Genomic DNA, 14,574 nt, shown 5'->3' on the forward strand with positions numbered 1-14,574 from the left:
TGACACCGGGCGCGTCCGACACTTCCCGCGCCGCCATCCCCCCGGATCGACGACGCGCGACGAGGCGGTGACGGTGCCGCCTCAGAAGTAGTGTGCGAGACCCACGGCGACGCCGACCTGATTGCTCCCCGGCACGATGCTCAGCCCATACCCGGTCACGCCAAGATTCGAGTTGTTCTGATTGCGCGAGAAGCCGACTTCCGCAAAGAGCTGCGTGCGCTTGGACAACAAATACGCCGCGTTCGCTGCGAGCAGATACGGATGCTGATTGGCCGACGTGATGTTGTTGTAGTAGATCGCGCCGGACAGGATGACCTCCGTCACGGGGCGATATTGCAGCCCGGCGTAGTACAACTCGTTGCGCCCGGCCACCCCCGGCACATTGCTCAGATACCACTGATAGCCCGCGTACGGCTTGAAATTGCCGATGGCGTAACTCACGCCCGCCGCCACGCGTTGCGACGTGGCACCCTGCGTCGCGACCGACGTGCCCTGCTGCTGGTCGTACACGAGCGAGACATTGAGCGGACCGTTGCCGTATCCGACCGACACGCTGTATTCCTTCCCCACGCGCCACTCGCCCGGCACCTGCGCACCGTTGGCAATGGTCGCGTCGTATCCGGTGGAGAAAAGTCCGGCAACTTTGAAACCGTTGAAGTTGCCTGCGTACTTGATCGAGTTGTCCGCGCGACCAGCGAACTGCGCATCCATCGCGGGTAGCGAGTAGCTGTAGTAAGACAGCGGATCGAGTTCGAGGAACGCGTCGTAAATGAGGTTCTTCTGGCGGCCGATCGTCACCGCGCCCCATTCGTTCTGAAGCCCCACGTAAGCCTGTCGGCCGAACATGCGCCCGCCTTGCTGCAATTGCCCCGTGTCGAGATTGAAGCCCGCTTCGAGTTGCATGATGGCTTTGAGCCCGCCGCCCAGATCCTCCGAGCCTTTGAAGCCGAACCGGTTCGGTGCCTGCGAGCCGTTACTCACTCGAAACAACGACGACTTGCTGCCGTTCGCGCCAGCCCCTGCGTTGGTGAGGTATTCCAGACTGTTGTCCAAAATGCCGTAAATCTGCAAACCATCCGCCTTGGCGCAACCCGCCGCAACGGTGAGTGCCATTGCCATCCAAACTTTGTGCTTCATGACATTCCCTATTTTTATGTTGGATACCAAACTACCTGTCCGTCATTTGCTGCGAACCAATGCAGCGGGGGGATTGGGTTCACACGCTGGGGGATGCGTGCAACGGCGCATGGTGTCGCCGAGGGTGCCGAGGGTTCGAACGACGCCGAGGGTCCCATTACGAAGCGCTGTGATCTCTGCAAGAATGGCCAGCGCAATTTCCGGTGGCGTTCGTGCGCCGAGGCGCAAACCGACCGGACCATGCAAACGTTCGATCTGCGGGGGTGTTAGATCGAACATCGCCAAACGCTCGCGGCGCGACGCCTGATTCCGGTGCGAGCCGATCGCACCGACGTAAAAGGCATCGGATTTGAGTGCTTCGAGCAACGCCATGTCGTCGAGCTTCGGGTCATGCGTGAGTGCGACGATGGCGGTGTTGCCATCCGGGCGCAGACTCACGATCAAATCGTCGGGCATCTCGCTGACTCGCGTCACGTGCGGCGACAGCGCACCGGGCGCGTCGTCAGCCATCTCATGAATCTCACGCGGATCGCAGATCACGACCTGATACCCCAGCGGCACCGCCATCGCTGTGAGATGCCGCGTGAGTTGCCCATCGCCGATGACGATGATTCGCCATCGCGGGCCGAACGGAACGCTAAGACGCTCCGGCGTGTACGAGAACGCTGCTGGCTGTGCAACGCGCTGCACGCAAGCCTGACCGGTGCGCAGGTCGAGCTCACGCGTGCCGAGTTGCCCCGCGTTGATCGCTGCGCGCATGGCGTCGAGCGCGCTGTGCCGACTCACGGATTCGAGAATCAGTTCGAGCGTGCCGCCACATGGCAGACCGAAGCGATGCGCCTCGTCGGCGGTGAGGCCGTAAGTCTGCACATGAGGACGTATTCCCGGGCGAAAGCCATTCGCCACCTTGGCGAGCAGATCGTCCTCGATGCATCCGCCGGACACCGAGCCAGCCACCCGGCAACGCGCGGTGAGCGCCATCATGGCGCCGACGGGCCGCGGCGCCGAGCCCCACGTGCGCGCCACGGTGGCCAGCAACACCTCGTCGCCCTGCGACTGCCAGCGCGACACGGCATCCAGAACTTCCGCATCGAGAACGTCCATTACACGCTGCCTTTGCCTTGTCCCGCAGCCACACTGCCAAGCGCGCGGGCTTCCGCGACCGTCTGCGGTAGCGGCATCGAACGGGGGCGTACGCCGGTGGCCCGTTTGATGGCCTGCGCGACGGCGGGGGCCATCGGCGGCAACGACACTTCGCCACACCCTTGCGGCGGCCGATCGCTCGGCACGATCACCGTTTCGATCTTCGGCATCTCGACGAGATACAGCAGCGGGTAATCGCCGAAGTTGCTTTGTTCGACGCCGCCGTTCGCAAACGTGATCTGACTCTTGAACGTGTTGGTGAGCGCGAAGCCGATACCGCCCTCGATGTTGGCGCGAATCAGATTCGGATTGATCGCACGGCCGCAGTCGACACCACACACGACGCGCTCGATCTTGAAGCGATCGCCGACGACACGCATCTCGACGGCCACCGCCACATACGTAGAGAACGCGGCACCGCGCCCGGTGTACGTGCAGTAACCGAAGCCGCGATAAACGCCGGGCTTGGCATTCGCCTGCCAGCCAGCCGCCTTCACGGTGGTATCGATCACGGCGCTTGCCAGGGCATCGTGGCGAAGCAGACGCTTGCGATACGCGATCGGGTCGCTACCGGCCGCTTCGGCCATTTCATCGATGAAGCTCTCGAGAAAGAACACGCTGGACGTCGAGCCCACGGAGCGCATAAAGCTCACGGGGATGTTCGGCTGCGGCACGTCGACACCCTCGACGCGCAAGTTCGGCACTGCGTAGGCCAGGTCGTAGAGCCCGTCGAGCATCGTCTCGTCGTAGCCCGCTTTCTCGTAGTTCTCTTTCTTGATGACGTTGTAGAGCGACTGCCCCGCCACACGAAGATGCATGGCACGCGGCAAGCCGTCGCTGCCGAGCACGGCTTGGAATCGGCCCGACGCGCACGGCCGATAGAAGCCGTGCTGCATGTCGCCTTCGCGCGAACGGATCACTTTGACAGGCCGACCGACCGCTGCGGATGCCACGGCCGCGTGAATCACGAAGTCAGGCACGTATTTCCGCCCAAAGCTGCCGCCGAGGAACGTGGTGTGGACCGTGACCTTTTCAGGCGGCAGCTTGAAGATGCCACCGAGTGCCCAGCGCACTTTGTCTTGCCCTTGAATCGGCCCCCACACTTCGATTTCGCCGCGATTTTTGCGCACGTGGACGGTGGCGTTCACCGGCTCCATGGTCGCGTGCACGATGTAGGGCGTGTGGTACTCGCCGGTGACCACCTTGCCGCCTGCGGCGATCATCGCCGGGGCGTCGCCGATGTCGGTAGCGATACCGGGCTTGCCGTTGATCAGCGCCGCACGACGCTCGGCGAGAATCGCGGCGCTGTCGGCTGCGGCCCCGGCCTTCCATTCGACGTCGAGCGCATCGCACGCTTTCTTGGCGCGCCAATAGTCGTCGGCCACCACGATGACGGCGTCTTTGGCGATCACGACGTCATGCACGCCTTTGCGTGCCTTGATGTCATCGCGATTCTTCACGGCGACAGGGGCGCCGCCCGTTGTCGGCGCCATGCGCACCGCACCGATCAGCATGCCCGGCACATTGACGTCGATACCGAAGACCGCCGATCCGTCGACTTTCGACGGCGTATCGAGGCGCGGCATCGGCTTGCCGATCAACGCGTGTGCCGCTTCGTTCTTCAAATGCGGATGCGGATTGAGCGGCACTTTCGCCGCGTCCGCCGCCAACTCGCCATAGCCGAGCGAGCGGCCCGACTGCGGGTGAATCACGCGGCCATCGCGGGTGATGCAATTCGTCGTGCGTACACCCAGCCGCTGCGCCGCCACGCTCACCAGCGCTTCGCGTGCCTGTGCGCCGGCAACGCGCAAGCGCTCGTAGAAGAGCGTCACGCTCATCGAGGCGCCCACGAACTGCTGCAACGCTTCGTTAGCAGCCGCCGTGCGGTAGGCATCGCGGGCAGTGACGAATTCGACGCGCACGCGCCGCCAGTCCGCATCGAGCTCGTCGGCAAGCACCTGCGGCAGGCCGGTGTACACGCCCTGCCCGACTTCGCATTGCGACAAGCCCAGCACGGTCGTGCCGTCGGCGTCGATACGAATCCAGTCGTTGATTTCGATGAGATGACCCGTAGCGCCTTCACTCGCTGCGCGCGCCTGCGGACTAGTCAGCCACGACGCAGACAACGGAATGACCAGACTACCGGTGGCAATCGCCATGCCCTTGAGCCAGTTACGCCGTGACGGCGATGCCATCTCGCCTTGCGCTTCGTACGCTTCGTGCGTTGCTTTCTTTTCGTGAATTTCCTGAGTTTCGTGTGATTGGCGAGCGCGCGACACGGCGCGCTTAGCCTCAGCGTTTGGCAGCGGCATGGATCGCCTCCCGAATGCGGTGGTACGTCGCGCAACGACACAGATTGGTCATGGCTTCGTCGATCTGCGCGTCCGTCGGATGCGGGTGCTTATCGAGCAGTGCAGCGGCGGCCATCACCATGCCTGACTGGCAGTAGCCGCATTGCGGCACGTCGTTGGCGATCCATGCCTGCTGGATGGGATGCGAGCGCGTGGGCGACAAGGCTTCGATCGTCGTGATGCGCTTGCCCGCGACGGCGGAGACCGGCAGCACGCACGTGCGCGTGGCCACGCCCTCGAGATGTACGGTGCAGGCGCCGCAGGCGCCGATGCCGCATCCGTATTTGGTGCCCGTGAGTCCCGCGGCATCGCGGATGACCCACAGTAGCGGCGTGTCGTCTTCTCCTTCGAAAACGAACGGCCGCCCGTTGAGCTGGAATTCCATTGACTCTCCCGTTGTGACTGACTCACTCGCAGCAACGCGTTATCGCGCGTTGTCAGATGACGAGTGAATTCTCACTACGAGAAAATTGCCGAACAACGGCCAGCCGACCCGAAAAGGTCGCCGTTCGTCCAGAGCGGGGAAAACCCCTGTGTGATGCCGTGTGAGCGCGCATGTGCTTTCGCATGCGCGTGTCGGCCGGTGTGACGCGGCTAGTTGCCTAGCTCGCAACTGCGCAGATACTCGCGTGGCGGGAGGCCATAACAGCGGCGGAAAGCTCTTGTGAAGGCCTTCTCCGACGCGTATCCGACGGCGTCGGCGACGTCCGAGATTCTCGCCCCAGCGCCCGCCAAACGCTCGGCGGCCAGATACATCCGATGCGTCGTCAGATACGACATCGGCGACTCCCCCACCAATTCGCGGAAACGCAGGCAGAACTTCGAGCGCGACATGCCCGCGATGCTCGCCAAGTCCGCGACCGTCCATGCACGCGCCGGGACCTCATGCATCGACGCAATGGCTCGGCCCATCTGCGGGTCGGTCATCCCTCGCATCCAGTGCGTACTCATCGCACCGCTCGACGCGAGATAGGCGCGCAAGATCTGGACAAACAACACGTCCGCCAATCGCGCGACGGCCACTCGCCAACCCGGGCCGCGCTGCATCGATTCCTCGATGAACGCTGCTAGCGTAGTGGTCAGCAGCGCGGGCACCGCCGGGTCGCCCGCCCGAATGTGAATCAGTGGCGGCAGCGATGCCAACAACGGGTTTCTCACCCGCTCGCGAAACATCACCACCCCCGTGTACAACTCGCTGACCTCACCCGTGCCACCGGCGCGGAACGCCAATGGCGTGTCGAGCCTCGGCTCGATGCCCTGCGCCGACATCATCTGCTCGAACACGACAGGCGGCTCGTCTAGCGACGAACACATCACATGTTCGTGCCCGTGAGGCAACAGCACGCAATCGCCCGGTTCGATCCTGACCGGGGCCATGCCCGCCACCCGCAGATAGAACGGCGCGCCCAGCGCCGTCCGGAACGGCACCCCCTCCAACGCAGGCTTTCGCAACGACCACGGGGCACCAAACGTGAAACGCCCAGTGACGACGGCATCCGCCCGCACATCGCTCAAGACATCGCTCAACGGATCCATGGCACCGGACCTCGCTGGAATCGAGAGAATTGTTGTTTCATGGGTGGAACTTTGATTTATAGGCGGATAAATCAAAGTATGCCGTTTCGCTCGCCGGAAAAGTATCCGGATCAGCCTAGGGGAAGTACGGGGGGAAGGCGGTAGGTGCTGGAACGGCAAACCCGCGCAGCCGTCGTGAATCGATGCTGGCGGGCTTGGCGGGGCGACGGCAGGCCTGCCCCTAGAAACGAGATTAGCGACGCGTCAGGCAGGTCAGGAAGACGTCGCTTGGCGTTGTGCCTTCGGCGCGCAGTTGGCAAGCGGTCCCGTCGATGTCGCCGATCTCGTCCAGACGCAGCGCGTGGCCGGTCGGCACGTTCACCGCCTCGCCATTGGCGAACGTCACGGTCACGCCGCCCTCGGCACAGTAAAGGAACGCGATGCTATTCGCCTGCGCTGGCAGCGCCCACGTCGCCACGTCGGTCGTCAGGCGGTGTTGCGCCAACGTGTGCTGCCACTCGGCGCGACGCGTCATGACGTTGAAGTCGTCGATGGGCACGCCGTCGACGTCGAGCGCCGGGGCGCTGCTCACGGCCAGCTCGCCGCCAAACGCGTACGGCGGCGTTTGCGTCGTGAGCGTCACATCGTCGCGGCCTTCCACGTTCAACGTCAGCGAGCCGCCTCGCACGATCGCCAGCGAGCGGTCGATGCCAGCAAAGACGGAGAAGGGCCCCGGCGCAGCCACCGTTGCGGTGCTGATGCGCCAGTCGAAGCCGTCTTCACCCGGGCGACGGGCAACGGCCAGTTCGGTCGTCACCCCCAAGCCGTTCTTCCACGGCATTTTCTGAAAATCGGCCGGGCCGAGCACTTGCGCTTTCATTCGCCGATCACCCGCTTACTGGCGAACTTCGCCATGGCCGAACACCACGTATTTGAGACTCGTCAGCCCTTCCAGCCCCACCGGGCCACGGGCGTGCAACTTGTCGTTCGAAATGCCGATTTCCGCGCCCAGCCCGAATTCGAAACCGTCCGCGAAGCGCGTGCTCGCGTTGATCATCACGCTGGCCGAATCGACTTCGCGAAGGAATTGCATCGCCGCGCTGTAATCCTCGGTCACGATCGCATCGGTGTGGTGCGACCCGTAACGATTGATGTGCTCGATGGCCGGGGCCATGCCGTCGACGATCTTGACCGCCAACACGGGCGCCAAATACTCGGTCGACCAATCTTCCTCAGTGGCGGCCACAACGCCTGCGATACCCGCCTGCGTGAGCGCCGCCACGGTGCGCTCGCAGCCGCGCAACTCGACCTGCTTGTTCTGGAACATGCGGGCGATAGTCGGCAGTTGGTCCACCGCGCCCTGATCGACGAGCAACGTTTCCATCGTGTTGCAGGTGCCGTAGCGATGCGTCTTGGCGTTCTCGCAAATCGCCAGTGCTTTCACGGGGTCGGCACGATGATCGACATAGACGTGGCAGATGCCGTCGAGGTGCTTGATCATCGGCACGCGCGCGTCTTGCATCAAGCGTGCAATCAGGCTCTTGCCGCCGCGCGGCACGATCACGTCGACGTACTCCGTCATGGTGATCAACTCACCCACGGCCGCCCGGTCGGGCGTGCTCACCACCTGCACGGCGTCGCCCGGCAAGCCGGTCGCGGCGAGTGCTTCGGCGATGAGCGTCGCCAGTGCAGTGTTGCTTTCGATCGCCTCGGAGCCGCCACGCAAAATCGTCGCATTGCCCGACTTCAGGCATAGCGCCGCCGCATCGATGGTCACGTTCGGACGCGACTCGTAGATGATGCCGATCACGCCCAGCGGCACGCGCATCTGGCCCACCTGAATGCCGCTCGGCTGCACGCGCACGTTGCTGATTTCACCAATCGGGTCCGATAGACCGGCGATCTGACGCAGGCCTTCGATCATCGTGCGCAGTGCCTTGTCGGAGAGCGTCAGACGATCGATGAACGCGGCATCTTGCCCGTTCGCGCGCGCGCGTTCGAGATCGCGTCGGTTCACTTCCTGCAACTTCGCTCCGTCGCGCTCGATGGCGTCGGCAATGGCCAGCAAGGCGCGGTTCTTCGCGGCGGTGTCGGCACGCGCCATGGCGCGCGATGCTTCACGGGCACGTTGGCCCAGTGACTGCATGTAGGCTTTGATATCCATATCGTTGCTTTGGTCTGTTCGGCCGATGGGGCCGATTAAGTCGGGAGATACCGCCGCGTTACCCGTGCACCGGACGCGGCGCACGCGCGGAACGCGCCATCGGCGGTCGCTCACCCACGAGCAGCAAGCCGAGTTGCAGCATGCCGTCCCAGGGGTCGCCCGGCAGCCCGTCGGCACGCAACCCTTTCACCTGACGGTCAAGGCGCGCAGCCAATTGCAGCGCTTGCGCAAGCATGGTCGGGGTGGCGCGATTGGCCGCCTGTTCCATCAAACGCTCGCGCGGGCCCCACACGCGGTATTCACGCAGCAACATCGCGAGCGGCTTGCCAGCGGCCATGCCGCGCGTGATTTTGGCGAGCGTGCGCACCTCTTCGGTCAGCGCCCACAGCACAAGCGGTGCCGCTTCGCCCTCGCCGCGCAAGCCGTCGAGCATGCGCACGAGACGCGGCGCATCGCCCGCGAGCACGGCTTCGCTCAACTTGAAAACGTCGTAACGCGCGACATTGAGCACGGCATCCTGCACCTGCTCGAATTCGAGCGTGCCCGCCGGGTACAACAAGCCGAGCTTCTGAATTTCCTGATGGGCCGCTAGCAAATTACCTTCGACGCGGTCGGCGATAAATTGCAGCACGCGGCGTCCAGACTCACCCGCCGCAACGCGCTGCCCTTGCGCAGCCAAACGTTGTGCGATCCAGTCCGGCAAGCGTGCGCGATCTACGGTGTCGATCTTCACCGTCACTCCCGCGCGATCGAGTGCCGTGAACCAATCGGACTTGGTAGCTGCCGCGTCGAGACGCGGCAACGTGATGATGGTGAGCACGTCGCCGCTCGCGGCTTCGGCATGCGCCTTGAGCGCCACACCGCCCTCTTTGCCGGGCTTGCCGCCGGGAATGCGCAACTCGATCAATTTGCGATCGCCGAAGAGCGACATCGACTGTCCCGCGTTGGCCAGCGCCCCCCAATCGAAACTGCGCTCGACCGACAGCACGTCGCGCTCGGTAAAGCCGCCCGCGCGCGCCGCCGCCCGCACCCGATCGACCGCTTCTTGCACGAGCAGACTCTCGTCGCCGTAGATCACGTAGATCGGCGAGAGGGTCTTGGCAAGATTCGCGTCAAGCGCGTCGGGGCGCAGTTGCATGGCGTTGGGGTTCGGTCCGGTCGGCAGAATGGCCTTAGTGATCCGGCGTGGGCGTCGGCATGGCCTTCACGGCTTCCATGCGGCGAATGATCTGATCGACGGCATCTTTCTGCATGTCGCGATTGAGCAAGGCAGCCTCGGTATCGCGCGCCGTCGCTTCGCTGTCGCTGTACGGCAAATTGCGCGACAGACGAATCGTGCTCAGCGGAATGATCGGCGTGCCGTCCGGCGTCACCAACTGGAACGTGAACGTGGCGCGCATTTCGTACTCGCGCGCCTGTCCCGTCGAATCCAGACTGACGGCCGTTCTCGACTGCGTCTGATTCAGGATCTCAAGGCGAGCATCGGCATCGCTCGGCGCATCGACCACAACGGTGCCCTTGCTGCCGTAACGGATATAACGCTTGAGGTCGATGCCCATCTGACCGCCGCCCGAGATATACAGCCGCTTGAAGGCGTACTCGCTCGCCCCGCGTAGTTGGAAGCCGCACGCCGACAAGGTCAGCGCGCAGCTCAGCAGCGCGATCCAGCCGAAAATCCTGCGCGTCATACCCGCGCTGCGTTGCCCGGATGTCATTTGCACGTGATGTGCCCTCTTCTCACCAAATCATGGATCGGCAGTCGCTGCCGGCTCAGACCACCACGTTCACGAGACGTCCCGGCACGATGATGACCTTCTTGACCGGCTTACCTTCGCCGAACTTGACCGTCATCTCATGCGCCAGTGCCGCTTGTTCGATCGCTTCACGCGAGGCGTCTTTGGCCACGAGAATCGCGCCGCGCACTTTCCCCGCCACCTGCAACACCAGTTCGATTTCGTCTTGCACGAGCGCCGCTTCGTCCACTTCCGGCCACGAGGCATCGAGCAGATCGCCCGACTGCGCCGCATAGCCCAGCGCGTCCCACAGACCGTGCGTCACGTGCGGCACCACCGGGTAGAGCACGCGCAGCAAGATGCCGTAGCACTCGCGCACGGCGCCCGCGCCAGCAGCGCCCTTGTCGTTCTCGATGGCGTTGAGCATCTTCATCGCGGCCGACACCACCGTGTTGTACTGCACACGCTGGTAGTCGTAGTTAGCCTGCTTGAGCACGCCATGCACCTCGCGGCGCAATGCCTGCGCTGCCGCATTCGACGTCTCGATGGCCGCATCTGCCTGACTCAGCATCGCCGCTTGCGACTGGCCGAAGCCCCACAGGCGACGCAGGAAACGGCTAGCGCCTTCGACGCCGGCGCCCGACCACTCGAGTTGCTGCTCCGGGTGCGCCGCGAACATCACAAACAGACGTGCCGTGTCGGCACCGTACTGATCGATGAGCGACTGCGGGTCGACGCCATTGTTCTTCGACTTCGACATCTTCTCGATGCCGCCCAGGATCACGTCGCCACCATCAGCCTTCGACGTCGCGCCCAGCGGACGGCCCTTGTCGTCGAACTGCACTTGCACGTCGAGCGGGTTGAACCACGTCTTCTTGCCAGCGTCGTCTTCGCGATAGAACGTCTCGTTGAGCACCATGCCTTGCGTGAGCAGGTTCTGCGCCGGTTCCTTGAACGTCACCAACCCCAGATCGCGCATGACCTTGGTCCAGAAGCGCGAGTACAGCAAGTGCAGAATCGCGTGCTCGATGCCGCCGATGTACTGGTCCATCGGCATCCAGTAGTCGGTGCGTGCGTCGACCATGGTCTCGGCATCCGGGCAGGCGTAGCGCATGAAGTACCACGACGAGTCGACGAACGTGTCCATCGTGTCGGTCTCACGGCGCGCCGGTTTGCCGCACTTCGGGCAATCGCACTTGAGGAACGCTTCAGACTTGGCGAGCGGGTTGCCCGTGCCGTCCGGCACGAGGTCTTCCGGCAGCACCACCGGCAGATCTTTCTCCGGCACCGGCACTGCGCCGCATGCGTCGCAATGGATGATCGGGATCGGCGTGCCCCAGTAACGCTGGCGCGAAATACCCCAGTCGCGCAGACGGAACGTCACCTGCTTGTCACCGACTTCCTGTGCCTTCAGGTCGGCCGCAATTGCGTCGACGGCCGCTGCGAAGTCCAGGCCGTCGTACTTGCCGCTATTGATCAGCGTGCCCGCCTTTTCGCCGTACCAGGCTTGCCAGGCGTCGGTCGAATACGTTTCGCCGGCAACAGACACCACTTGCTTGATCGGCAGGCCGTACTTGCGTGCGAACGCGAAATCACGCTCGTCGTGCGCCGGCACGCCCATCACAGCGCCTTCGCCGTAGCCCATCAGCACGTAATTACCGATCCACACTTCGACCTTGTCGCCGGTGATCGGATGCGTGACGAAGAAGCCCGTCGGCATGCCCTTCTTTTCCATCGTGGCGATGTCGGCCTCGGCCACGCCACCCTGCTTGCACTCGGCAATGAAGGCCTGCAAGTCGGGACGCTCGGCAGCCAAGCGCGTGGCGAGCGGATGCTCGGCGGCAATCGCGCAGAAGGTCACGCCCATAATCGTGTCGGCACGCGTAGTGAACACGCGCAGCAGCTTGCGCTCGCCATCGAGTTCGTACGGGAAGCCGAAGTTCACGCCGAAGCTCTTGCCGATCCAGTTCTGCTGCATCACCTTCACGCGCTCGGGCCAGCCGAGGTCGTCCAGATCGCCGAGCAGTTCGTCGGCGTAATCGGTGATGCGCATGTAGTACATCGGAATTTCGCGCTTCTCGACGAGCGCGCCCGAACGCCAGCCGCGGCCGTCGATCACCTGCTCGTTGGCGAGCACGGTCTGATCGACCGGGTCCCAGTTCACCGTCCCCGTCTTCAGATACACGACGCCCTTCTCGAGCATCTTGAGGAACAGCCACTGATTCCAGCGGTAATACTCCGGCGAGCAGGTGGCGACTTCGCGCGACCAGTCGATCGCCAGCCCCATCGCCTGCATCTGCTTCTTCATGTAGGCGATGTTGTCGTACGTCCACTTCGCCGGCGGCACGTTGTTGGCCATTGCCGCGTTTTCCGCCGGCATGCCGAAAGCGTCCCACCCCATCGGCATGAGCACGTTGTAACCGCGCATGCGCATCTGACGGTACATCACGTCGTTGATGGTGTAGTTGCGCACGTGGCCCATATGCAGCTTGCCCGACGGATACGGCAGCATCGAGACGCAATAGAATTTCTGCTTGTCCGCGCGCTCGGTGGTCTTGTAGGCATCGATAGCCTGCCAATGCGACTGGGCGGCGGCTTCGACGTCGGCGGGAACGTATTTTTCTTGCATGATGGGTCGGCGGATAGGATTCGGCTCGGCTTTGCCCTGCCGGTGTACGGCCAAAGGCGCAGTACACGGTAACGTCGGGCAGATCCGGGGAAAACGATGATTATAACGCCGCCGGGTGCGGATTCGGCGCGATGGCGGCGGGCGTCGCAACCTTCGAATCGAAGGGCTGCCAGCGGGGCTCATAACTTCGCCCCATTAGGGCTGGCAATGCGTCAATGCGTACCGGCGAGACCGCCGGAAAGCGAGAGAGCCGGGCGTTCGATTACCTTGCGGCACCACGAACGCCCAAGCTCGGCAGGGGCTTAGCGTAGGCCTAGCACGTCCTGCATGTCGAACAGGCCCGTCTGACGCTCGGCGAGAAAACGCGCGGCGCGCAGCGAGCCTTGTGCGTAGGACAGACGGCTCGACGACTTGTGCGTGATTTCGATGCGCTCGCCGATGCCGGCAAACAGCACCGTGTGATCGCCCACGATATCGCCGCCGCGCACGGTCGCAAAACCGATCGTCGACGGATCGCGCTCACCGGTCACGCCTTCACGGCCGTAGACCGCACATTCCTTCAGATCGCGTCCGAGCGCCTCGGCCACCACTTCGCCCATACGCAACGCGGTGCCCGACGGGGCATCGACCTTGTGGCGATGGTGCGCTTCGATGATTTCGATGTCGTAGCCGGTATTCAGAATCTTCGCAGCGATTTCAAGCAGCTTGAACGTAGCGTTCACGCCAACGCTCATGTTCGGCGCGAAAACGACGGCCACCTGCTTGGCACCTTCAGCCAAACGCGCTTTCTCGTCTTCCGAGAACCCGGTCGTGCCGATGATCATCTTCACACCGTGCTTCTGGGCAGCCGCCAAATGCAGCAGCGTGGCTTCCGGACGCGTGAAATCGATCAGGAATTCGGCGTTCGCCAGAGCGGTGTCGAAATCGGCAGTGATGTTCACACCGGTCTCGCGACCGAGGAAAGCGCCGGCGTCGTGACCGAGTGCCGGGCTGCCCTCACGATCGAGCGCGCCCACGAGCTGCGCGTCGTCGGCAGCCAGCACGGTTTCAATCAGCATCCGGCCCATACGGCCGGACGCACCGGCAATCGCAATCTTCATCATGGTGAGTCTGTTGGTTTTTCTGAGCGCTTACTGGGGGGCCGTGAACAGGCCGCCGGAGGTCACGCGCGGCGACGGCACCAGGCCCGTGCCAGTAGCCGTACCGGCGCCCAGGCTGCTCGTGCCGCCAGTGGCGAGGCCCGTGCTGGCATTGGAGGTCGTCGGCGCTGTCGCGGCTTCGGCGGACACCGTAGCAACGTCGTTCGCGGCCGGGATGGCAGCGGTCGGTGCTGCTGCGGCGACATCAGGCGACGGCGCTGCGGCTTCGGCGGCGGCCGCACTCGCGGTCGACGGGGCCGGCGCCTCGGTCTTCACGGTCTTGCCCTTCTGACCGTCGATTTCCTGCACCAGTTGATATTCGGTCGGCAGGTTCTCGCCACCTTCCCAACGGGCCAGCGTATCGCTCTCGAAATACAGCTTCAGATGGCGCTCTTGCACCACCGACGCGTTGCCGCGTTTGAAATAGAAGACGTAGTCCCAGCGATTGGCGTGGAAGATATCGGTGAGCAGCGGCGTGCCGAGCAGTTGGCGCACTTGATCGCGCGTCATGCCGGGCTTGAGCTGGTCGTAGGCTTCCTTCGAGACGAAGTTGCCCTGCACGATATTGATTCGATACGGCGTCACAACGCCGATCACCTTGTCGGTCACGCTGTCGTACGTGGAACAGCCGGCCAGTGCCAGCAGTGCTGCGGCAGCATACAGGGAGAGATAACGACGCAAATCTGACTCGCTTTCAAAAAAATCGAACTTGACTCCGGCACGCCGGGCGCGCCGCCACATCGCCCCCGTTGACGGCTAAACC

At 63.6% G+C, this 14,574-nt stretch carries 12 protein-coding genes; all 12 read right to left on the reverse strand.

The window, feature by feature from the left end:
• Positions 1–81 precede the first annotated feature (81 nt).
• Positions 82–1,137: a porin gene (locus tag PPN31114_RS18760; protein ID WP_150680986.1), complete on the reverse strand. Its 1,056-nt coding sequence runs from the start codon at positions 1,135–1,137 to the stop codon at positions 82–84.
• 42 nt (positions 1,138–1,179) lie between these two features.
• A complete protein-coding gene (locus tag PPN31114_RS18765) occupies positions 1,180–2,241 on the reverse strand; it encodes an XdhC family protein (RefSeq protein ID WP_150680987.1) in 1,062 nt (353 codons plus the stop codon).
• Positions 2,241–4,475: a xanthine dehydrogenase family protein molybdopterin-binding subunit gene (locus PPN31114_RS18770; RefSeq protein WP_306439739.1), complete on the reverse strand. Its 2,235-nt coding sequence runs from the start codon at positions 4,473–4,475 to the stop codon at positions 2,241–2,243. Before PPN31114_RS18770 ends, PPN31114_RS18765 begins: the two co-directional genes overlap by 1 nt.
• A gap of 97 nt (positions 4,476–4,572) precedes the next feature.
• On the reverse strand, positions 4,573–5,016 hold the full coding sequence (locus PPN31114_RS18775) for a (2Fe-2S)-binding protein (RefSeq protein WP_150680989.1): 444 nt from the start codon (positions 5,014–5,016) through the stop codon (positions 4,573–4,575).
• Positions 5,017–5,225: 209 nt separating this feature from the next.
• On the reverse strand, positions 5,226–6,167 hold the full coding sequence (locus PPN31114_RS18780; protein WP_150680990.1) for an AraC family transcriptional regulator: 942 nt from the start codon (positions 6,165–6,167) through the stop codon (positions 5,226–5,228).
• A 232-nt stretch (positions 6,168–6,399) separates the two neighbouring features.
• Positions 6,400–7,026: a HutD/Ves family protein gene (locus tag PPN31114_RS18785; protein ID WP_150680991.1), complete on the reverse strand. Its 627-nt coding sequence runs from the start codon at positions 7,024–7,026 to the stop codon at positions 6,400–6,402.
• A gap of 15 nt (positions 7,027–7,041) precedes the next feature.
• Complete coding sequence (locus tag PPN31114_RS18790; protein ID WP_281350999.1) at positions 7,042–8,337, reverse strand: glutamate-5-semialdehyde dehydrogenase; 1,296 nt, start codon at positions 8,335–8,337, stop codon at positions 7,042–7,044.
• Positions 8,338–8,368: 31 nt separating this feature from the next.
• Positions 8,369–9,448 carry a DNA polymerase III subunit delta gene (holA, locus tag PPN31114_RS18795; protein WP_150680993.1) on the reverse strand — a complete coding sequence of 360 codons (1,080 nt, stop codon included), beginning with the start codon at positions 9,446–9,448 and terminating at the stop codon, positions 8,369–8,371.
• Between the two features lie 34 nt (positions 9,449–9,482).
• Entirely contained in the window at positions 9,483–9,998 is a 516-nt protein-coding gene (locus tag PPN31114_RS18800) for an LPS-assembly lipoprotein LptE (RefSeq protein WP_174988202.1), read from the reverse strand.
• Positions 9,999–10,080: 82 nt separating this feature from the next.
• A complete protein-coding gene (gene leuS, locus PPN31114_RS18805) occupies positions 10,081–12,672 on the reverse strand; it encodes a leucine--tRNA ligase (RefSeq protein ID WP_150680995.1) in 2,592 nt (863 codons plus the stop codon).
• 302 nt (positions 12,673–12,974) lie between these two features.
• Entirely contained in the window at positions 12,975–13,772 is a 798-nt protein-coding gene (gene dapB / locus PPN31114_RS18810) for a 4-hydroxy-tetrahydrodipicolinate reductase (protein ID WP_150681156.1), read from the reverse strand.
• Between the two features lie 30 nt (positions 13,773–13,802).
• Positions 13,803–14,492, reverse strand: a complete 690-nt coding sequence (locus tag PPN31114_RS18815; RefSeq protein WP_246182634.1) for an outer membrane protein assembly factor BamE — start codon at positions 14,490–14,492, stop codon at positions 13,803–13,805.
• Positions 14,493–14,574 lie beyond the last annotated feature (82 nt).

Origin of the sequence: Pandoraea pneumonica (assembly GCF_902459645.1) — a bacterium.
GTDB lineage: Bacteria > Pseudomonadota > Gammaproteobacteria > Burkholderiales > Burkholderiaceae > Pandoraea > Pandoraea pneumonica.

What these genes read in the sequence shown, in the direction of transcription:
- PPN31114_RS18785 (WP_150680991.1), bottom strand. Translation starts at nt 7,026, where the DNA reads ATGAAAGCGCAAGTGCTCGGCCCGGCCGATTTTCAGAAAATGCCGTGG.
- PPN31114_RS18765 (WP_150680987.1), bottom strand. Translation starts at nt 2,241, where the DNA reads ATGGACGTTCTCGATGCGGAAGTTCTGGATGCCGTGTCGCGCTGGCAG.
- PPN31114_RS18770 (WP_306439739.1), bottom strand. Translation starts at nt 4,475, where the DNA reads ATGGCATCGCCGTCACGGCGTAACTGGCTCAAGGGCATGGCGATTGCC.
- leuS (WP_150680995.1), bottom strand. Translation starts at nt 12,672, where the DNA reads ATGCAAGAAAAATACGTTCCCGCCGACGTCGAAGCCGCCGCCCAGTCG.
- PPN31114_RS18780 (WP_150680990.1), bottom strand. Translation starts at nt 6,167, where the DNA reads ATGGATCCGTTGAGCGATGTCTTGAGCGATGTGCGGGCGGATGCCGTC.
- dapB (WP_150681156.1), bottom strand. Translation starts at nt 13,772, where the DNA reads ATGAAGATTGCGATTGCCGGTGCGTCCGGCCGTATGGGCCGGATGCTG.
- PPN31114_RS18800 (WP_174988202.1), bottom strand. Translation starts at nt 9,998, where the DNA reads ATGACGCGCAGGATTTTCGGCTGGATCGCGCTGCTGAGCTGCGCGCTG.
- PPN31114_RS18775 (WP_150680989.1), bottom strand. Translation starts at nt 5,016, where the DNA reads ATGGAATTCCAGCTCAACGGGCGGCCGTTCGTTTTCGAAGGAGAAGAC.
- holA (WP_150680993.1), bottom strand. Translation starts at nt 9,448, where the DNA reads ATGCAACTGCGCCCCGACGCGCTTGACGCGAATCTTGCCAAGACCCTC.
- PPN31114_RS18760 (WP_150680986.1), bottom strand. Translation starts at nt 1,137, where the DNA reads ATGAAGCACAAAGTTTGGATGGCAATGGCACTCACCGTTGCGGCGGGT.